Below are 17,602 nucleotides of genomic sequence, written 5' to 3'. Positions count from 1 at the left end.
CGGTTGCGGCCTTTCTCAGCGCGTCGATACACCTGTGCGTTGCTCGCGGCGTCGCGACGGTGTTGCGTGGTGCAACGTTCGCGTTGCGACATGCAACATTGCCGGGAGTTCTGCGGGGAACATGAGCCGCTCGGTTCGGCGGCAACGGCGGTACGAGACTTGACGCTTCGGGACGGGTCCGCCGAAGAAGGATGCGGAGCTAAAAGAGAGCGCCTTTTGGGCGGCGCTCTCGGTCATCACCCCTGCAACGACCCGCGGTAATAGACCATGGCTGTCGCGTTGAGGGCCCACTCCGAAAACGTCTCGGCCGCTGCGCGCACCCTTGGATGTCGAATCCGGCGTGTCCCCTCCTCGAGCAGCATGACAACTTTGTTCTGGCCGGCACGGTCGAACGACTCGTCGAGCAGCTGCGCATATCGGTCGAGTTCTTGCAGCCTTTCAGCAAACTTCTTGTCGAACTCCGGGTCGTTGAAGTCGGCCATGGCTTGCTCGACGTTGCGCTCGAGGACCATGTTGAACCGCTTCTCGAGCATCTTATTGAAGAATGCATTGAACATCGTTTTCATGGGAATCTCCTTTTGGAAGAAGGGGTTGCCCCTTCATCGTTCTTATTCCGGATTCGAAAACGAATTTGCGCGCGAATCGGTGTGCTCGATGCACCGCCCCTTTCTCAGAAGTTGATAACCGCCATGACGTATTCGGGCGTGTCGAGGGTCAGCGATTTCGATGGGGGCTCGTTGGGCGGCTCCTTTTTCTGTGCCGCTGCAGTCACCATGGCCGCGAATTGGAGTGCCACCTCGGTGCATACCTTCGCATCGACGCGGTGGCAGACCATGAGGCATCCCGACTCGTCCTGCTCCACGATGGTCCATCGTTTACCGTCGAACGCTTCGCCCGAAAGCTTCGGCAACAAGCGGCAAACGTCTGCTCGCGGAATGCCCGTCTCGGATGCGATGGTGTCCCAGCGCACGTTGCGCAGGGTGACGTTTCCGTCCACCGTTCGGGCCGTGAACTCCACCCGAATTCCTGGCTCCGCCGTCCCGAAGTCGGAGCAGAAAAGCGTTGGCTCCATCGGATCGGGTTCTTCGGACTTCGATATCGATTGTGCGTTCTGGACGTGGGTATTCATCAGCTCTTCGGTCATGGGCTCCTCCTTGAATTGTCGCTTTTGAACACCCGCCGACCAGCGCGTGAGGGCGTTGGTCGGCGAGTTCCTTGTTCCGTGGCCGTATCGGCCCGCTTCAGAACGTCACGCGAAGTGGCGCCGGATGCGGCTCCTCGTCCACCGACATCTGACCGAGTGCGCCATTGCCGTTCTTGCCCCAGCACCAGACCCCGTGGTCCGTGAGCACCGCGCACGTGATCTCGAGACCCGCGGAGATCGACGCCGGCGCATGCGGCAGCCCTTCGACGCGACGGGGAAGGACCGAGGCGGGAATGCCAGGAGACGGTGTGTCCGCGGGGGAGGTGCCAATCTCGCCGTACTGGTTCGAGCCCCAGCAATGGAGTGAACCACTTTCGAGCGACGCGCATGCGTGCGCATAGCCGACGCCGAGGGCGGTGGCGCGATCGCCGCTAGGTAGCGCGGCGGGTGCCGGAACTTCATCGACGACTTCCGGCGTGGGGCGTCCGAGCTGCCCGTAGACGTTGTTGCCCCAGCAGCGCACCTCCCCCGCGCGCGTCCGCGCGCACGTCGTCTGCCACCCGGCGCCGATTTCTACGACGTCGGTCAGGGCCGCAACGACGCGCGGGGTGACGGCGCCCGCCTCCTTCGGTCGGGTCGCGTTGCCCCAGCAAGCCACGGTGCCGTCATCGAGAAGCGTGCAGGCATGCTCGCTGCCAAGCGTGACCACCGTGGCCGTTCGGCCGGCGGGGAGTGGCACCGCCACGGGCGACCGAACGATCCCCGGAGCATCATTGCCGAGGAGGCAGTACTCGTTGCTCCCCCAGCAGTGTACGGCTCCGGCATTGCTCACCGCGCACGAGGTGGCGCCATTCGTGGCCACGGCGACGGAGGGAGGAAGTCCTGCGACGATTGCGGCCTCCGGGTGCGGCCGATCCGAAAGCTTGGCGCTGTCGGGACCGCGGCCGAGGGCTCCCGTGCGATCATTGCCCCAGCACGTCACGTCGCCATTCGCCGCGAGCGCGCAGGTACTCTGCGCCGCGTAGGAGTCAGCGATGCCCAGCGCGAGCCCGGCGGCCGACGGAATCGAGGCCGGGCGCGGAAAGGACACATCGGAGCCATCGAAGAAGAACGTTCCGTCAGGATACGTGACGACTTGCGGGTTTCCGAGCTCACCCGACCCATTGCTGCCCCAGCACCGTGGCTCGCCGCTCTCCAACACCGCGCAGACATGTGCGCCGCCCACGGCGAGCAAAGGGCGAAAGGGGCCCGCGTCACCGCCATCTCCGCCGTCCGGTGGCGGAGGAGGAGGAGGGGGCGGCGGTTCGCCATCGGGGCCCGCGTCCGGAATCGGTGTCGGTGGCGTTGCGGAGTCGTCATCGCACGCCGCGGCGCATGTCCAGGCCAAAAGCGTAAACGCCATTGCAAGCGATCGGATGAAGGAAGAACGGACATTGGATGCGGAACGGGGCATGAGAATCCCTTTCTTGGCGGGCGCTCAGCGCTCGCGCGATTGGCGATGGGAGAATCGATTTGCGGAGGGCGGTCGTGACGTCAGCTCGGCATTACGACCAAAGGCGTTGTTGATTCGGGTGGGCGGGCAAGAGGCGCGGGCGGCGCTTTGGGAGCATCAGCCGACCCATGCCGAGCGCCTCGAGCAGCGCCTTCGCCTGCGGCCAGAGGAGCACCGATAGGTGGTAGATGCCCGGAACACGGAATTCCCGCCGAACGAAGCCGTGAATGCTCTGGATGCTCGCGGAGCACGCGTTTGCGGCCGCACGGCAGTAGAAGGCGACCTCCCGGCGCTGGATCGCGGAGTCGCCAACGCGGGGCCCGTGCGCGACCTCTGACAGAAGCCGCGCCGGGGCCGGTGGTTCAGGGGCGCGCAATTCCGAAATGGCCTGCCGGTAGACGCGGATCATTTCGTCGACCACGGCGTCGGCTTGGGGCGTCCGCAGGCGCGTGATCAGCTTCAACGTGCCCGACTCCGTCAACCAGAACTCTTCCTCGATTCTTTGCGGCATTCCCACCGCCCCCGGTTGGCGCGATGGGAAATTGTCGGAAGACGGCGCTCGTTGGTCTGAATGGGAGTCGTTTCTTCGGGAAATTCCCACCGCGCCAATCTGGCGCGATGAAAATTCACGGCGAAAATGCTCGCCCTCGCGCAGGGCTCTCTCGGCAATGCCGCGTCGAATGTGCTTTCGGACGTCGCGCGGGCGAGAGAGACCTGCGCGCGCGCCGATGATGAGGTCAAGTACGGTAGGCTCGGCCTCTTTAGAGTCGGCGTGGAGTTCGATGTCGCCGACGTGAAGCACGATCTGGCTGCGCATGACGCGGAACATGTTGCATGTGATGTCCGTAATGGAAGACGTGCACATCATCCACGTCATGCGCACATGGGTCATCACATTAGCGTCCTTCCCGCAAACCCCGCCGGAATTCGGGAATACGGAACGTGAAGGACGCCCCGCGTCCTTCTCACCGAGGAGAAGACGCATGAAACCGATCGAGCAGCGGGTGTACGAGGCTTACGCCGCCGTTCTCCGTCGAAGTTCGTGGAATGTTGCCACCTGGGAGAACCTTCCCGACGGCACAAAGGACTCTTGGGACGCGATCGCGACCGTCGTTCGCGATGAATCGGGCGACCGTGACGCGAAGCTCGCCGCCGCATGGCACTGCGCACGCGACCTGGGCATGACGAATGTGCCGCGATGGGCCGACCTGTCGGACCTTCGGAAATCAGCTTGGAACGCGGTGGTGGATACCGTGTTGGAGGCCCCGCCCAAGTGCAGGGACTGCGGGGAGGAGAGCCTTTTTGCCAAGATTGACCCATGGGAACGGGGCCTCTGCTACGCGTGCTCGCGTGCAGCGCCCGAACAGAAACACCCGTGCGCCCAATGCAGAAAACGTAGCCACCAAGCCGCGAATCATCCGAAGCGCCTTTGTTACGCCTGCACGGCACATGTGACGTGACCGAGTGCCGTAGCGGCGTCCGCTTGCTCCGGGCGGGAACCGTTGTCGCCATCCCTCCCAAGAGGCCGGCGGAGGATTTTCGCGTCGACGCGAGAATGCCTCCGACATGGGCCTGGTCATGCCAAACGGTTTCTTGGGAACCGAAGTGTTCGGACGAAAGTGACCAGCCGACACGCTTATCCGGCGACTTATGTCATTCACATTGTGTCATGAACGATCCGCTGGCTAATGTGTCGCCATGATGTTGCTGGATGCTTTGCTGAACGATTTGAGGCGGCAATGGCTTGCCACGGCTGCCGACGGCGACGCGCGGGTCGCGTTCGAGAACCGACTCGATGAAATCAGCGAGAGCCTGCAAAGCGAATACATCGCGTACGCGTGCGGCGTGGAGACCAAGGCCGAGCAGGACCCTCGGATCGTCGCCTACCACGACGTCCGCGAATGTTTGAAGTGCGTACGCCGGATCGACCAGACGCCCCAGTGGCTGGACATGGTATTGCCCAAAGCGTGCCGCAATGCGTACCACCGCGAGATCCTGCGTCTCGCCGTTGCGGTGAGGGCGGCTCTCGGCCTTGTAGCGGGCCTACGACGCTACAGAAAGAGAACTGCTTTCCGGCAGTCGCGCAACGGGCTCCGTGGCATGAGGGGGCGCCGATGCTTCGGGCGCGGGGCGGCTGCGCGCTCGACGCGCTCTCCTTCTTTGCTCGCTCGCGAGGAAGGCCATGAACTCTCCAAACGGCATCCGCCGGAGTCGCGCGGACGTCCAACCCAGGCGGCGAGCGACGGCATCGAGAAGGGCCAGATCCGCCTTCACTCGGCTGTCGTTGGTTGGCGTTCGCTTTATCGGCGACGGTAGCGCTGTCGGAGGGGCCGAGAGCCGATCGTCCTTCAATGCGTTCGAACCCGCCGGATGGCGCGTATCGGAAGCACGGAGCAGGTTCGCAAGCTTCTCAATCGGCATCGACAGAAGCTCGGCGGGGGTCTTTCCTAGGCGACCGAGGTCTTCCGGGAGCCCTGCGTCCGTCTCGGTTGGTTCTCTCCCTCGTTCGTATCCCAAAATGGCCCCGACCAGCGTGGATCGCGCGGCTCGCGACGTACGCTCCTTCCGTAGGAGGGCTTCCGGGGCGATTTGCAGATACGCACACAGGGCATCCCGCGTGTGCTGCGTGGAGTGTCCCTTCTGCGCATTTCGTATCGTTTGGCATCCAAGCCCGAGCGCTCCGGCCACATCCCCAACGCTTCCAAGGGAGCGGACCAGCGCCTCGATCGCGAGCCGAACGGCATCGCACTCGGCGGCCGAGCATGCGCCACCGCTCGGCGTGGCCGCGATCACCACGGCCGGCGAAGGGACGCTACGGGCGCGTACCTCCGCAAGCGATACGGGACGCAGCTCTTTGAGCGTACGGCCCTCCCGGCGGGCGACGGTCTCCGTGCGAACGCGCTCCCGGAAGTAGGTCAGGTGGACATTGCAGTATGCGCGGTTTTTCGCTGCCGGTTCGTCGCACGCATTGCAGAGGCCAAGCCGGCGATGCTCGGCGCGCCGGTTTCGCTCTCTCTCACGCTGGCCGACGAGACACGGGAGGCATTTGGTTCGATTCTTCGCCGGCGGCGCGCCGCAATACTGACACCTTCCCTTCTTGTACGGCATGGCACGGCTCCTCGAGGTCCGCAGCACTCGTTTCGTGCTTTCCCTGCCGCTATGGTACGTGACGTTCCGCGAAGCGCAATATGTCGTTTATTGAAACGACATACGTCGCTTGACGAGGCGACACGGTGTTGTATTGTATGCTCGCCAGCGAAATGCAGAAGAGAGCGCGCAAATCGAAGGTTGTGAGGACGACGAAGGCAGCGTCCAAACCAGCAGAGAGGCTGGCCAGAAGGGAAAGACGTGCGATGGCGGGCGACCCGGACACGGAGCGAGTGGTGCTCGCCAAGCTCGACCCCAATGAGGTGGCGGTCCAAGTCTGCCAGAAGGTGATCGATCACCTGATGGTGTTCAAGGTCGAATTTCTGGACACGCTGAAGATTGAGAGCCCGCGAGCGGAGGAGCTTGCGGTCGGGAGCGATCCGGGAAGGACGGCACGATTGCTCACGATTGCGGCGCAGCGAGGACTTCCCGTTGGCGATTGGACGCATACGGGAATGCTCGCCGATGCGATGAACACGATGTTCACCGTTCTCTTTTCATCCGCCGACGGGCCCACGGCTGGAGGTGGGCTTCTCGATTCGCCCGAAGTGGAAGCCGAAGATGCAATGCGAGTCGTGCTCCTTGCGTGCAAGTGCCGAATCGCCATTGATCAACGGGGCGAGGTGACGCCCCGCGAACTTGCTGCGGTCGCAGGATGTTCTACACGGACCGTCCAGCGCGACATCGTGGAAGGGCTGCTGCGGCCCGTGAAGGGCACCCGTCCCCAGCGCATTCCGTGGGAGGATGCGAAGGCATGGCTGCTTCAGCGTGAAGTCCCGGGCTTCGTGGAGGGTGACGATTTTCTGAGCCGAATGGAGCGTGGAGAGGAGCCCTATCCTCGTCCTCGTGAACGAAGCCCGGAGGAGATCGCCGCCGCGCTCGGCATAACCGTCAAGGCGTTGCGCGCCGCGGGATGGAGGCCGTCGTGAGCTGCATCGCTCCGCACTTCAGCGCTCGAAGGATTCGTGATGATCCTCAACACCCGTCTCGAAAGGGGTCAGATATGAAAGTATCCGTCAAGGTCGGCCATGTCACCGAGGAGTTCGCGGGTGACGACGATGCTGACGAGAAGGAAGTGAGTGATCTCGACGCGTATGTTGCCGTCGATGTGACGGTCAACGGCAAGGATTATTCAGTTGGCTGCTGCGTTGGCATTTACCCAAGCGAGCAGGGGTCGGCGCGTCAGAGCGGCGCGATGAGTTGCTACGGGGGTGGCCCGACGGCGTGGTGGTCCGACCCGTCCGACTGCGACATGCTCGAGATGGACCACTACGACGACGTTCTTCATGCTCTTGAAAAGGCCGCCGGCCGTTTGTGGCGCGAAGTGGAAGCGCTGCGCGAGAGACCTGCGCCGCGTAAGCGTTCGTCTTGAAGGTACGAAAAAAAAGGAGGCTTCGATGCGCTATCAGCAGTTCCCGCCCCGGGTCTTGATTGGGCGGGATGAGAAGAGGAAAGACGACGTCGATATCGACGCAAGTGCTCGATATTGGTTCGGTGTCTCGCTGAATTGGGATGACGTTGTGGATTACGAGCATGGCGTGCTCGGCGTCGCTGTGGCCAAGGAGTTGCGACCGCTCGGCGTCCCCGCCCACCGGGAAGAACTCCGACAGCGATGGCACGTGGCGCGCGAGACGGAAGAGCAGCGGCGACTGCGCTCTGCGGCCGAATGCCCCATCGACGCGGAGGAATGACCGGCCCGCTTTGGTGGCTCCGCCCGCCAAGCGCTGCTGAGTCCGTGGCGCATTTTTTCTGAACGATGTTTGACAACCATCGGCGCTCGCGAGCCGATGGAAGCAGCATGAGCGAGAAAGAATCCTCGCGTGAGTTGATGTTCTGGATTGGCCAAGAGACGCGTTCGTTGCCGCCGCTGTTCTCCGCTGATTTCGCGCACGTGGCCGAATCGCTGCTTTTCCAAGGCGAGAAGATCGCCTGGTACGTTACGGAGCGGATGCTGCTCAGGGGCTGGTGGTTGGCCAACCGAGAAGTTGCCCATGCCGAGGGCGAAGAGGTCGGTCGGTGGGGCAAACCGGGGACGTGCGACCTCTCATCGGTTCCGACCGTCATCTGGGAACGGCGCCGCACCAGGGACGGCGAGGCTCCGTCGGCCGCGAGACGATTGCAAATCGCTACGGACGTCTTCGCGGTCATCGAGGAGTCCCTCGGCCGTGTACAGCGGCGCCTTGCCCACCCGCGAGCTTCGTCGGTCCACGGCTTCGTCCTTTGGCGGCTGGCCGAACGATATGGACGCGACACGGGCCAGTGGATGACGCACGGGTTTGCAGAAGGGATGCGCGAGGTCCCATGGGTGATCGAGCGGGTTCTGCACACGAGGTACATCAGCCTTTCCGAAGCCGCACGCGCGCGTCTACGTGCGGCGAGCCTCGACGACGACGTGGTTGCCCAATGCCTTGAGCGTGCGATCGTGGCACGAACGGAGGCGGACCTGTTCGACGAGGAAGGCGTATTCAGCGGCGACGGCCTGCAAAGAGACCCGAATGTCCTCCACTCCAGCCGCGGACCCGCGTGGGATTAGCGCTGCCGGAGGGAGTAATAAAGGTGGCGCGCACTCGCCCCCGCACGGCGCCAGGCAAGGAGACCCGTCGTGAAGATCGTCATTCAAGAGCTGAAGGAAGGCGGCCGCTCTTGGACCCGAGAGTCCAACGAGAGCGACCGAAACCTCGCAATCAATCATGTCGTCGCATCGATTTGGGGCAAAAGGGCCTTCTTCTGGCAAGACTCCGAACTTTCGTTTGGATACGGCCAGATCATGCGCCCGATTGGCGGAGACCATTCGACGAGCGTGACGGACAGGGTTCGGGTCGACGTGGAATAATTGGCCTGTCCCCACTCGCGTGGGGACAGGCGTCAACGTCGTTTTTTAGGTCCCGCATCTTCCGCCATGCGACAATCACGGGATGATTTTGGTGGAGATCCTGCTTCTCTGCGCATGCATCGCGACGCTCACCATGGTAGCTATTACGCTGCGTGCGCAGGCACGCCAGAGGGCGCGCGAGGCGCGTGCGGAGGAGGAGGCGCGGATGCGTCGTGCGGACGAGCTCCTGGAGCGCTTCGCGGAGAGCCGGCGCGGAATCGCTAAAGACGCGAAAGAGAGCGACTGCCCGGGAAGGGTCATGCCTTCTTAGCAGGCAGTTCCCAAACACACTGCTTCGGCTGCTTGTCCTTGCGCTGGGCCCAAAAAGTCGGGTGTCGCAGGTGGCCGCCGGTGGTTCGCTCTCGGTACCGCACCTCGACCACGAGCGTCGGCTGGGCCCAAATGGTTTTCAACGCCAGCTTCTTTGGCACACCTTCGACCATGGGCGTCTCGATGCGATTTTCTCTCAAAGCGCGCGCAAATTCCCTTCGCTGCTTGTCCTTCAGCCCCGTACTCACCTTGCCGGCGAAGACGAATCGATCGTTCTCCCACACGGCCAAAATCAGCGAGCCGACGACCGTGGTTCCGACCTGCGGGACGAATCCGACGACCGCAAACTCCTGGCGAGGGTCGCATTTGACCTTGAGCCATGCCCGCTTATTTACCCCGTACTTTGAACCCAACTGCTTGGCGACAATGCCTTCATATTTGCGTTTACGTGCGTGCTCGAGGAGCGCGGCAGGCGGTGCATCGGTCCATGGGGAGAGGACGATCGTGCCCGAAGGCGGTCGGACGCCCAGTAGCGCATGCAACGCCTCCTGCCGGACCTCCAACGGCTTCTCGCGCATGTCGAGCCGCCCGAGCCACAGCACATCAAAGACGAAGTAGGCGGTCCGGAGCCCCTTCGCGCTGGCGCGATTCTGGAGGAGGTTGAAGTCGGGAAGGTCACGGTCATTGATCGCGCATACCTCGCCATCCAGAACGCACGTTTGAAAGTTCATCTGGCGAAGGGCATCGACGATGGCGGGGAATTCACGCGTGTAGCCGACCCCTTCTCGCGTTCGCAATGCGATGTCGCCACCGTGGCAGTAGGCGACGACGCGGTAGCCGTCGAGCTTAAGCTCGCATCGCCAGAGTTCCGCCGGCGCGATCTCGTCGATCGTGGCTCCTCCCACCTCCTGTGGTTGGGGGGGAACCTTCTCGAGCAGGGCGGCGAGCCTCTCCGGCGTCGGTGGCTCCGCCGCGGGCCGAAGGGGGCGCATGCACCTTGGATGCCGCAGCCGCGCGCGCGGTGCAAGGCTGAAGCGTGCCGAGACTGATACCTATGCTTTGAACCGCGCCGCCCTGCTTCACACTTTGTGGCTTGCCAACGCGGGCGGACGTCCCGCATGCTGCACCTTGCGAGTCACGAAGCGTTCTGGCGTTCCGTGAAAAGGGCGCCGACGCAAGTCGGCGCCTTTTCTCTATCAGCGTTGCCGCGCGAGCCTCACGTTGCTCCCCACCGAAGTCAGTTGCCCTCCGGGCCGCCGTTCGTTGAGCCCACCGCAAGCCCGCGGCTAGAGAAACGATGCGTAGGCGAGCGCCCCCTCGCGGGGGCGCTCCTTTCCTAGGTCCTCGAGCTCGATCGTTCGTGTGCCGCTACTCGAGCACCCATGCGTTCTTCGTTTGCCCCTCGACGGGCTTGGAGTTCGACTTGTCCTCCAGCCATTCGATGGCGTCTCGGTAGCGGTCGATCATCCGAGCGCGATCGGGATCCCCGAACGTGAGCGCGCTGCGGAGCAGCTCGAGCATTTCATCCCTGGTCATCACTTCCTCCACGGTGGCGAAAGGCGCCGGCCCTTCGTCGGTAGCTCGCTACGGTGCCTGTTGCAAAATTTCGGGGTCCATCGCACCCGTGCCTACGGACGAAGCGTTCGGTCGAGCCGCTGATTCGGCGACGCGTGGCCGTGGGCGCGGGGCCAGCATGACGTCGGTGTCGTCGGCGTCAATCGCGACCATTGTCTCGTAGCCTTCGATCAATGCGTCGTTGCGACTTCGGAATGCACCGTCGAAGTTGGCACCCCTGAGATTCGCCCCCGAGAACACGACGGATTGGAGGTGCGCGCCGCTCAAGTTCGCATTCATCAGGTCAGCGCCCTCGAGGTTTGCACATCGCATATCGGCGCCGGAGAAATCGACGCCGGTTAAATCCGCATGGGCGAAATCCACAGCAAGAAGCCGCGCGCCAGCGAAGTCCGCGTGTCGCGCGGTTACGGCCCGCAGACTCGCGTTGTCGAGTCGGGCTCGAAGAAAGCACGCGTAGGGGAGATCCGCGCGCGCCATATCGGCGCCGCAAAGCACCGCATGCCCGAAGCCTACTTCGCGGAGTTTGGCTTCGCGAAGATCGGCGCCAACAAGATTGGCCTCTTGGAGGTCGCTGCGGTCGAGCTTGGCGCGATAAAGGTTTGCATGCGATAGGTTTGCGCCTGAAAGCGTCGCGCAGTCGAGACACGCATCACGAAGGTCGGCGTGCGCGACATTCACGCCCTCGAGGTCCGCACCCTTGAGGTCTGCTCCGCGCAGGTGGGCGCGGTCCAGCGGTATCTCGGGCACGAGTCCGCGTTCTCGAAGCCAGTTGGCAAAGCCCGTTACGTTGCCGCCGGCGCCGACCGAAAGCCACGCTTGCGCGAGCGGCGTCCATTCGATGGTGATGCGCCTTGGGTCACCTTGCATCGCGGCGATGGAATCGAACAAGCGCATGCCTGCCGTGCACGCGCCGTACGCCTGCAAGTCGGCGCGCGAAAGGATCGCGATGATCATCGTCTTCTCCTCGGAATAGAGCAGTCGGAAACGGCCAAGCGCTCGGCGCGAAGGCCGTTCGCAGGAAGCCCACTCGGCCACCTGCACCGCCCTTATTCCGCTCGCCGCATGGGACTACCTGGGCGGTCGCGGATCCTCGAAGCCCCACGACACGAAGAGAGCGCCCGCGGCTCTTGCCGGGGCGGGAGAGCGGAACGTACGCCGACGGTTACTGTTCCGATCGCTCGGAGGCTCGAGCGATCGTTGGGAGGACCCGGCAAGATGTCTCGCAACCATCCATGCTCTCGGGTCGATGGAAGCTGCATGAGCAAGAAGGACTCAATGCGCGGTTCGCTCTCCGTGAGGGTCCGCGTGACCGGTGAATTGCCAGAATTTGGCTCCAAGGAGTTCGTCCACAGGGCCGAGCGCCTCGTGAACATTGGACGCGCAACGGTTTGGCGCAGTGCGGAGTGGATGCTGCGCAAGGCGCGGCGTCTGGCCTGGATCGCAAGCGCCCGTGCCGAGCGTGAATGGCAAACCGCGCGCCTGTCGGGCAACGCCGAGGCATTCCCCGCGGTCGCCGCCGCACAGGCGGCCACCGATGTTCGGGAGGTCGTCCGGGCGTCTCTCCAAGAGGTTCAACGACGCCTTCGCCACGTTCGCGGCTCACGTATCGAGGGATATCTCTTTTGGCGGCTGGCCGAACGAAACGGGCGCGATCCGAACCCATGGATCGAATACGGGTACGCCGAAGCCACACGCGACCTGCAATCGCTCATTGAGCGGTTTTTATACGCGGGAGGCGTGATGCTCTCGGAAGACGGACGGGCGTGTCTGCGTGAGTCGTGCAACACGTTGGAGCTCGCCCGCCGATGGCTCGGCCGCCCCCTCGTGGCGAAAAGCAAGAAGGCTAGCGTCGAGAACGATGCGACGTCTCCGCCTCGACGGTCCAGTCTGCTTGATAACTGAACGTGTGCACAGTATTTTGAGGCATGCTCGCCCACGTTGCTGCCCTCGCCAGAGCCGCTGCCGACATCGAAAATGCCTGCAGAAAGCTGAATTTGCGCTTCATGCTCGAGCCCCGCCCGGAGAAATGCGTGCTGCGGATCGAGGTCCCGCTCAAACAGGTCGGGGAAGCCGTTCGATGCCTCGCCGGAATTTCCTAAGCCCGCCGCTGCCGGAGCTCTTTGCCGATCTCGAGAAGCTCAAGGCGCACGACTCGCTCCAGGACCGACCCGAGCCCGCGCAGGCGCGGTGGAAGTTGAACGAAAAGGACGATGCGGTCTTCGCGCTCGTGGTCCCAGCGAAGCATCCATTTGAGTGGGGGCGCGCCGAGCTTCCCGAAAAGAGCTTCCTCCAGCCCGGGCGCTATCCACGACCGCTTGATGCCATCTCCGATGAGGTTGTTCGTGTGGTGGAGCGACACAACATGGACGTCAAGCTCCGCGCGTGGTCCGTCGTTTCGCTCTCGAATTGGCACTGGGAGGTGAGGCTGATCATTCGCCGGCCGAATCCCCGTGAGCTACGCCGATTGAAAAAGAACTGGTGGGAATGAGACGTCGCCCGCGTTCGGGAATCGCCAGTTCGAGGCGTCTATCCAAGGACATGCTTGCGCACCGCGATTGGCGCATCCTCGGGCCCGCGCCAATAAGCGTCGATTTGAATCAGCTCGACTCGAGTCGCATTGCGGGGGCCGTAGTGCTGTCGCCGGTAGTGTCCGGGGATCAACATCTGGACCGTCGGAGAGGACCCGCCGCCATCGACGTACGCTTGCACGGCGGCCCGCACGTCCACGCGAACGTCCCGCCGCAGCTCGTACGTCCAGATCTTCGGCGGCGAGCCAGGCGGCCTTCTCCCTTCGCCGGCTCGATGCGTTGCCGAATCACGCTGGGCGGCCAATTCGCTTAGACGTTCCGGCGAAGACAAGTGCGCGCAGACGCCCAGAAAAAGACGGTCGATCATCGCAATGGCCCGTCGCTCCTGCGACTCGAACGACTCAAACCCTTCCGCGCTTTTGTCGAGCCCGATACTGTCGGCCAGCTCCTCCGGCTTGCGCAGTCCGAGGTGGAGTGCCCGCCATCCGCCGCTCGGCAGAACGAGCATGAACACGCGGTTGCCCCACCACTGGACTAAGGCTGACGCCCAGCACCTTTCCGGCGCATCATCGCAGGGGAGCAGCCCAGTCGGCAGATCCAATCGGAATGCTGGCCAAGGCGTCTGCAGGTCCGCGACCGTGGAGCGCGGCATCTTGCTGGCCATCATCGACGCGGCCAGGAGATCGTCCACGTGCACATGCGGAAACCCTGACCGGGCCCATTCGGCCGCCCAGCCGAGCATCGCGGGGCTGCCCAATGTCCCATCCCGCAGCATTGCTCGGATGGCCGCGCGGGAATCGGCGGATGCCCGGATCTCCCATCGAGGATCAATTATCAGGCGCGGCGTGCTGGGAGTCGTCTTGTCGGGCACGAGGCGCGCGTGCTCGCGAAGCACGGGGCCGAGCAGGGCGAGCCGCTCGCAAACGACCCGCGGTTCCATGGATTCCATTGCCGTATTCCTCCCCTCACGCGGTGCTGCTACGCCGCTACGGAGCGTATGCCTAGGAGCGTCTGGCGCAAGGCACGACGCCTTGGAAGTGAGGTCGACATCGGGGGTACCGGAGGACGTAACGGTCGAGCCCCAACGCGCGTGCGTACCCGTTTTCCCCAGCCGCGTCTCTGGCCGCGGATTGCACCGCGCAACGTCCAGCGTTGCACGATGCAACATCACGCGAGCACCTGCACGTCGGCGAGATGGAATGGTATCGTTGCAGCGGGAGCCATATTGATGTTCACCATTGCCGCAAAGAAGAAGACGAGCGTCGCGGAGCTGCGCACGGCAGGCGTTCTCCTGCGCCGTCGCGCCGAACGGTTCGAGGTCCTGTATCTCGCGCTGAGGATCCACGCGCACGCGGGGGAACCAGGTCCGGATGGCATCCCCTTTGCGCCGCTGGAGAATACCCACGACCAAGTGGTCCTTGGTGGTCCGGGCGATCTCGAGGCCGGGATCATGGGGATGATTGCGCAAGCGCATTCCACGTACCGCGCCATTACCCCGGTTTGGGATGTCTTTGGGATAGGTGAGTACGGCGCCCCGATTAGCGTTGCCGCGGATGTCACGGAGAACGAGGATCGTTGGCTCACGGTCGAAGAGGACCGCACCAATCGCGAGCGCATTCGCGAACTCCTCGAACCGTCATCAGCGCGGGCCAAGGAGCTCGCCGCGCAGGGGTGCCGGGAGTTCGCTGAATCCATTCGGAGCAGCCACGCCAAAATGGAACTCGAAGCCCTTGGTCAGAAGGGCGTATTCATCAGCGACCCTCACGGTAAGGCCTAGGGCTCGCGTAGTTACGAAAGAGCCGTCGTTCGCCCTAAGACAGGCCGCCCAATGCAATGGCCAACGCCATGTCGTCAGCACCCGTCGGAGCTCGCCCGAGGATTCGGGGCATTCCATTGCGCAAGAAGCCGCGAACCTCGGCGAAGGTTGCTGGTGACTCCCAGAGCGGGAGCCAGACCTCTCCTCGAGTCTTCTCGCCCTCCACGGCGGTCGAATACCCGGCCGGGATGTTCTCCGCGGTGAGGGCTCCAGCAGGGCCCCAATGGTGCTCCAAGCGGCGATGAGCGCCCGCGCCAAGAGCGCAAGCGCCCTCCATGGCAAGGACGAAGTCCCATGGATTGCGTGGCGTCTCCTCACCCTCGTTTGCCGCTTGGAGAAAGGAGAACGAGCCTCGGGGAAGGCTGTGCGCGATGGCCTCAAGACCGAAAGCATGCCGCAACCAGGCCGCGGCCTGCGGCCGAACTCCCGCGCCGGGGACGAATTCGACGGGCTCATTCCCTGAAGCATGGAGTATTTGTTCATGCTCGGTGGCCGCGGAAGGGTCAAAGAGCTCCAGAAGCCACTTCAAGAAATTCGTGGAGATGTCGAACCGGCCCTCATTTCCGCCTGACCCTAACAATGCCGGAAATTGAATGGATCCATCGTCAGCCACCTCGGTTGCGGCGGTCACCCAATCGAGGGCCGGACCGGTCCATTCGTTGTGGCACCGGCGAATGAGCCGTGCCTTTCCCTCGCCGTCTTGCGCTTTGGAAAGATCCTTCGTGGCGCCTTCGCACCAGGCAATCATTCGCCGAAACTCTTCGAAGCGGCGCGAGCCGCCTTGCTTGACGACCGCGAGTCGCGCGCGCGCCGCCGTGTCACCTGGGTAAAACCCACTGCCCCCGTTCCACGGTGAGAGGATCGGGGTCGGCTTGTATTCCTGACAGAAGAACACTTCGATGTCGCGCCAATTGGCAATTTGCCGCACGCGTTCGCCATGGATATTGATTCCTGGGGCCGTCGCCAGAAAACGGGGCGTGTCACCTTCAAACCATAGGCGCGCCTCGGGGTCCTTCTGCATCGCGACGACTCGGAGTACGCCGAGCGCACGAAGGTAGTGAAGCAATGAGATCATGGGTCGTCTCCCCTGTATTGAGTTGGCCGATAAATAAGCTTCGAGCGCTGCTTCCATCACCTTCGAGCGGCTCTGACCCCCGCGACGTGCGAGGGCCTCAGCCTCCTCCACGAGGTGGGTCGGCAACGTGAAGGAATAGACCTTGCGGCGACGAAGGTCTTGCGCGGTCGAGTACCACAGCCCGCCCGGCTCCTGGGTCGTACGCGGAGGCTTGCGCGGACTACGCACGGCGACGCCTCAGGAGTCTTCGTAGCAAGCGTCATCCTCGGGGGTGTCGATGGCGTCGAGCGTGATCCCATCGTGCGCGTAGATTTCGACATGACCGCCGACGGCGCGAGCTCGCGCACGGATGGCCTTTCGCAGGGCCTCCCCCTCCGGCCCCCCACTCTCCCACGTTCTCGTGTCCGCTTCGTCCAAGGTGATGTCGACAGCCGTTTTCTCAGCCATCCGTGGACTGTAATACAGTCTGAGCCCGGCGCAAGGGGGCCACCGCTTGAGGGGCGCTTGAGCCGCGTCAGGGGGGATGGATCCCTTTCGATGACGGCTTCTCGTGCGCAAGAACGCGTTAGGGCTGTGGCTGAGGGGTCGCCGCGATTCGCAAACGGGTACTCGAGGGCTTGACACGTCGCGCGCACAATCGCGGGATACGTCTCGTCATCAGCGACGCTCCAGATCGCGCTCCGCTATCCACGCAAGTATCGCAGTGTCAGCTCCTCCCACCTCGACGACGCGGCGGCCGTGCGTCATCACGCCGACGCTGTGCTCGGAATCCCAGGCACAGGCCAGCGAGTAACCCACATAGGCGACGCCGTCGGCGTGCACATTGTGGATGCTGATGCTGGTAAGCTCGATGAGATCACGGATGCTTGTAGCGTCGATCTGCGCCGGCATTTGCATTTGAAAGCCATTGTACTTGGCTCGAATTTTTGGGTACTCGAGCACAATCGCGTCAACGATCGCGTGTTGCATCGCGTCGGCATCATCGAGGATCGTGCGGTATGCGGTATGCTGTTCAGCGGTGATTTCGTCGTCGTCCTCGACCATTGCATCACCGCCGACCGAGACGCACACGTCGCCCTTGGACGGCTTCGCGCGTTTTCCGGCACGAAAGCCTGCCCAGACAGCCAACCTCACATCAAGCTCGCCCTCGGCTACCGTGAGCCGAGCAGGATTGTTTCGCATGTTCGTAATTTAGACTGTATCCCAAGTGCTACATCTCGTCTGCGCACCAGTTTGAGCAAGGGTCGCCACACGTTCAACGGTACCGCAGCCGTGCAGCGCGACGAAACCATGGGCTGGAACAAGCTTGCGCCGCACGGGGAAAGGGCCCCAGCCCGCATGGAATCTCGATTGGTGCGGCGCAGCGAGAGAACGGCGTCCGACGATCTCGGGGGAACCTGTCCGTACGCCGGGCTCGCTGGTACGCTCGTCAAATGCCTGCTCGTCGGATTCGCACTTCGTCGGATGCCGGAAGAACAAGGCGAGTCCTCGCCCAGGAGATCGTGCGCGAGTGGAGCGCGATCGTGATGAAGTCCCGCCGAGTCGGGGTGACGACGGCGAGAGGAACCCGCGAACAAAGCGAGCGTTCATCCGAGCACACTTGCACGAGAGCGTGGATAGCGTAATCGTAAATGCTAGGGCGGCCGGAATCACGATCAGCCGGGCGCATGTCCATACGGAGCG

The 17,602-nt window shown here is 63.3% G+C and carries 22 protein-coding genes; 11 read left to right on the top strand and 11 right to left on the bottom strand.

Annotated features, from left to right (window positions below):
• Positions 1-236: 236 nt before the first annotated feature.
• The 4 genes from LVJ94_34700 to LVJ94_34685 all read right to left on the bottom strand — a co-directional run bounded on the left by LVJ94_34700 (position 237) and on the right by LVJ94_34685 (position 3,147).
• The gene (locus LVJ94_34700; protein WXB02050.1) at positions 237-566 is read right to left on the bottom strand and encodes a hypothetical protein; all 330 of its coding nucleotides are present in this window, start codon (positions 564-566) and stop codon (positions 237-239) included.
• Positions 567-670: 104 nt separating this feature from the next.
• Positions 671-1,144, bottom strand: a complete 474-nt coding sequence (locus LVJ94_34695) for a hypothetical protein (protein WXB02049.1) — start codon at positions 1,142-1,144, stop codon at positions 671-673.
• Between the two features lie 97 nt (positions 1,145-1,241).
• Positions 1,242-2,546, bottom strand: coding sequence for a hypothetical protein (locus LVJ94_34690; GenBank protein ID WXB02048.1), 1,305 nt, complete (start codon positions 2,544-2,546; stop codon positions 1,242-1,244).
• A 142-nt stretch (positions 2,547-2,688) separates the two neighbouring features.
• Complete coding sequence (locus LVJ94_34685) at positions 2,689-3,147, bottom strand: hypothetical protein (GenBank protein WXB02047.1); 459 nt, start codon at positions 3,145-3,147, stop codon at positions 2,689-2,691.
• A 472-nt stretch (positions 3,148-3,619) separates the two neighbouring features.
• Here LVJ94_34685 and LVJ94_34680 point away from each other — a divergent pair, with 472 nt between their 5' ends.
• The 8 genes from LVJ94_34680 (at position 3,620) to LVJ94_34645 (ending at position 8,926) form a co-directional block, all read left to right on the top strand.
• A complete protein-coding gene (locus tag LVJ94_34680) occupies positions 3,620-4,096 on the top strand; it encodes a hypothetical protein (GenBank protein ID WXB02046.1) in 477 nt (158 codons plus the stop codon).
• Positions 4,097-4,334: 238 nt separating this feature from the next.
• Positions 4,335-4,952, top strand: a complete 618-nt coding sequence (locus tag LVJ94_34675; protein WXB02045.1) for a hypothetical protein — start codon at positions 4,335-4,337, stop codon at positions 4,950-4,952.
• Between the two features lie 1,037 nt (positions 4,953-5,989).
• Positions 5,990-6,712 carry a helix-turn-helix domain-containing protein gene (locus tag LVJ94_34670; GenBank protein ID WXB02044.1) on the top strand — a complete coding sequence of 241 codons (723 nt, stop codon included), beginning with the start codon at positions 5,990-5,992 and terminating at the stop codon, positions 6,710-6,712.
• Positions 6,713-6,786: 74 nt separating this feature from the next.
• Positions 6,787-7,155: a hypothetical protein gene (locus LVJ94_34665; protein WXB02043.1), complete on the top strand. Its 369-nt coding sequence runs from the start codon at positions 6,787-6,789 to the stop codon at positions 7,153-7,155.
• 25 nt (positions 7,156-7,180) lie between these two features.
• Positions 7,181-7,474 carry a hypothetical protein gene (locus tag LVJ94_34660; GenBank protein WXB02042.1) on the top strand — a complete coding sequence of 98 codons (294 nt, stop codon included), beginning with the start codon at positions 7,181-7,183 and terminating at the stop codon, positions 7,472-7,474.
• Positions 7,475-7,581: 107 nt separating this feature from the next.
• Entirely contained in the window at positions 7,582-8,316 is a 735-nt protein-coding gene (locus tag LVJ94_34655; protein WXB02041.1) for a hypothetical protein, read from the top strand.
• 69 nt (positions 8,317-8,385) lie between these two features.
• Complete coding sequence (locus LVJ94_34650; protein ID WXB02040.1) at positions 8,386-8,616, top strand: hypothetical protein; 231 nt, start codon at positions 8,386-8,388, stop codon at positions 8,614-8,616.
• Positions 8,617-8,698: 82 nt separating this feature from the next.
• The gene (locus LVJ94_34645) at positions 8,699-8,926 is read left to right on the top strand and encodes a hypothetical protein (protein WXB02039.1); all 228 of its coding nucleotides are present in this window, start codon (positions 8,699-8,701) and stop codon (positions 8,924-8,926) included.
• Here the strand turns inward: LVJ94_34645 and LVJ94_34640 are convergent.
• The 3 genes from LVJ94_34640 to LVJ94_34630 all read right to left on the bottom strand — a co-directional run bounded on the left by LVJ94_34640 (position 8,913) and on the right by LVJ94_34630 (position 11,454).
• Complete coding sequence (locus LVJ94_34640) at positions 8,913-9,917, bottom strand: hypothetical protein (protein WXB02038.1); 1,005 nt, start codon at positions 9,915-9,917, stop codon at positions 8,913-8,915. The two genes, LVJ94_34645 and LVJ94_34640, sit on opposite strands and share 14 nt — an antisense overlap.
• A gap of 376 nt (positions 9,918-10,293) precedes the next feature.
• Positions 10,294-10,461 (bottom strand): hypothetical protein, encoded by a 168-nt coding sequence (locus LVJ94_34635; protein WXB02037.1) that lies wholly within the window; start codon positions 10,459-10,461, stop codon positions 10,294-10,296.
• Positions 10,462-10,509: 48 nt separating this feature from the next.
• Positions 10,510-11,454: a pentapeptide repeat-containing protein gene (locus LVJ94_34630; GenBank protein WXB02036.1), complete on the bottom strand. Its 945-nt coding sequence runs from the start codon at positions 11,452-11,454 to the stop codon at positions 10,510-10,512.
• Between the two features lie 303 nt (positions 11,455-11,757).
• Between LVJ94_34630 and LVJ94_34625 the strand changes: the two genes are divergently transcribed.
• Positions 11,758-12,402 (top strand): hypothetical protein, encoded by a 645-nt coding sequence (locus LVJ94_34625; GenBank protein WXB02035.1) that lies wholly within the window; start codon positions 11,758-11,760, stop codon positions 12,400-12,402.
• Positions 12,403-12,577: 175 nt separating this feature from the next.
• Positions 12,578-12,988 carry a hypothetical protein gene (locus LVJ94_34620; GenBank protein WXB02034.1) on the top strand — a complete coding sequence of 137 codons (411 nt, stop codon included), beginning with the start codon at positions 12,578-12,580 and terminating at the stop codon, positions 12,986-12,988.
• A gap of 38 nt (positions 12,989-13,026) precedes the next feature.
• Here LVJ94_34620 and LVJ94_34615 read toward each other — a convergent pair whose 3' ends face one another.
• On the bottom strand, positions 13,027-13,977 hold the full coding sequence (locus LVJ94_34615; GenBank protein WXB02033.1) for a hypothetical protein: 951 nt from the start codon (positions 13,975-13,977) through the stop codon (positions 13,027-13,029).
• Positions 13,978-14,256: 279 nt separating this feature from the next.
• Here LVJ94_34615 and LVJ94_34610 point away from each other — a divergent pair, with 279 nt between their 5' ends.
• The gene (locus tag LVJ94_34610; GenBank protein ID WXB02032.1) at positions 14,257-14,805 is read left to right on the top strand and encodes a hypothetical protein; all 549 of its coding nucleotides are present in this window, start codon (positions 14,257-14,259) and stop codon (positions 14,803-14,805) included.
• A 34-nt stretch (positions 14,806-14,839) separates the two neighbouring features.
• Here LVJ94_34610 and csx17 read toward each other — a convergent pair whose 3' ends face one another.
• The 3 genes from csx17 to LVJ94_34595 form a co-directional block, all read right to left on the bottom strand.
• Positions 14,840-15,919 (bottom strand): type I-U CRISPR-associated protein Csx17, encoded by a 1,080-nt coding sequence (csx17, locus tag LVJ94_34605; GenBank protein ID WXB02031.1) that lies wholly within the window; start codon positions 15,917-15,919, stop codon positions 14,840-14,842.
• Between the two features lie 237 nt (positions 15,920-16,156).
• The gene (locus LVJ94_34600; GenBank protein ID WXB02030.1) at positions 16,157-16,366 is read right to left on the bottom strand and encodes a hypothetical protein; all 210 of its coding nucleotides are present in this window, start codon (positions 16,364-16,366) and stop codon (positions 16,157-16,159) included.
• Between the two features lie 210 nt (positions 16,367-16,576).
• Positions 16,577-17,101 carry a hypothetical protein gene (locus LVJ94_34595; GenBank protein ID WXB02029.1) on the bottom strand — a complete coding sequence of 175 codons (525 nt, stop codon included), beginning with the start codon at positions 17,099-17,101 and terminating at the stop codon, positions 16,577-16,579.
• Positions 17,102-17,602: the final 501 nt, after the last annotated feature.

The sequence above is a fragment of the Sorangiineae bacterium MSr11367 genome, from assembly GCA_037157805.1.
Taxonomy (GTDB): domain Bacteria; phylum Myxococcota_A; class Polyangia; order Polyangiales; family Polyangiaceae; genus Pendulispora; species Pendulispora rubella.
Note: the sequence above shows the minus strand (reverse complement) of the source record. Positions and strands in the feature narration are given on the sequence as shown.

Coding starts and splice junctions, on each gene's coding strand:
- LVJ94_34700 (WXB02050.1), bottom strand. CDS start 566: ATGAAAACGATGTTCAATGCATTCTTCAATAAGATGCTCGAGAAGCGG.
- LVJ94_34695 (WXB02049.1), bottom strand. CDS start 1,144: ATGACCGAAGAGCTGATGAATACCCACGTCCAGAACGCACAATCGATA.
- LVJ94_34690 (WXB02048.1), bottom strand. CDS start 2,546: ATGGCGTTTACGCTTTTGGCCTGGACATGCGCCGCGGCGTGCGATGAC.
- LVJ94_34685 (WXB02047.1), bottom strand. CDS start 3,147: ATGCCGCAAAGAATCGAGGAAGAGTTCTGGTTGACGGAGTCGGGCACG.
- LVJ94_34680 (WXB02046.1), top strand. CDS start 3,620: ATGAAACCGATCGAGCAGCGGGTGTACGAGGCTTACGCCGCCGTTCTC.
- LVJ94_34675 (WXB02045.1), top strand. CDS start 4,335: ATGATGTTGCTGGATGCTTTGCTGAACGATTTGAGGCGGCAATGGCTT.
- LVJ94_34670 (WXB02044.1), top strand. CDS start 5,990: ATGGCGGGCGACCCGGACACGGAGCGAGTGGTGCTCGCCAAGCTCGAC.
- LVJ94_34665 (WXB02043.1), top strand. CDS start 6,787: ATGAAAGTATCCGTCAAGGTCGGCCATGTCACCGAGGAGTTCGCGGGT.
- LVJ94_34660 (WXB02042.1), top strand. CDS start 7,181: ATGCGCTATCAGCAGTTCCCGCCCCGGGTCTTGATTGGGCGGGATGAG.
- LVJ94_34655 (WXB02041.1), top strand. CDS start 7,582: ATGAGCGAGAAAGAATCCTCGCGTGAGTTGATGTTCTGGATTGGCCAA.
- LVJ94_34645 (WXB02039.1), top strand. CDS start 8,699: ATGATTTTGGTGGAGATCCTGCTTCTCTGCGCATGCATCGCGACGCTC.
- LVJ94_34640 (WXB02038.1), bottom strand. CDS start 9,917: ATGCGCCCCCTTCGGCCCGCGGCGGAGCCACCGACGCCGGAGAGGCTC.
- LVJ94_34635 (WXB02037.1), bottom strand. CDS start 10,461: ATGACCAGGGATGAAATGCTCGAGCTGCTCCGCAGCGCGCTCACGTTC.
- LVJ94_34630 (WXB02036.1), bottom strand. CDS start 11,454: ATGATCATCGCGATCCTTTCGCGCGCCGACTTGCAGGCGTACGGCGCG.
- LVJ94_34625 (WXB02035.1), top strand. CDS start 11,758: ATGAGCAAGAAGGACTCAATGCGCGGTTCGCTCTCCGTGAGGGTCCGC.
- LVJ94_34620 (WXB02034.1), top strand. CDS start 12,578: ATGCCTCGCCGGAATTTCCTAAGCCCGCCGCTGCCGGAGCTCTTTGCC.
- LVJ94_34615 (WXB02033.1), bottom strand. CDS start 13,977: ATGGAATCCATGGAACCGCGGGTCGTTTGCGAGCGGCTCGCCCTGCTC.
- LVJ94_34610 (WXB02032.1), top strand. CDS start 14,257: ATGTTCACCATTGCCGCAAAGAAGAAGACGAGCGTCGCGGAGCTGCGC.
- csx17 (WXB02031.1), bottom strand. CDS start 15,919: ATGATCTCATTGCTTCACTACCTTCGTGCGCTCGGCGTACTCCGAGTC.
- LVJ94_34600 (WXB02030.1), bottom strand. CDS start 16,366: ATGGCTGAGAAAACGGCTGTCGACATCACCTTGGACGAAGCGGACACG.
- LVJ94_34595 (WXB02029.1), bottom strand. CDS start 17,101: ATGCGAAACAATCCTGCTCGGCTCACGGTAGCCGAGGGCGAGCTTGAT.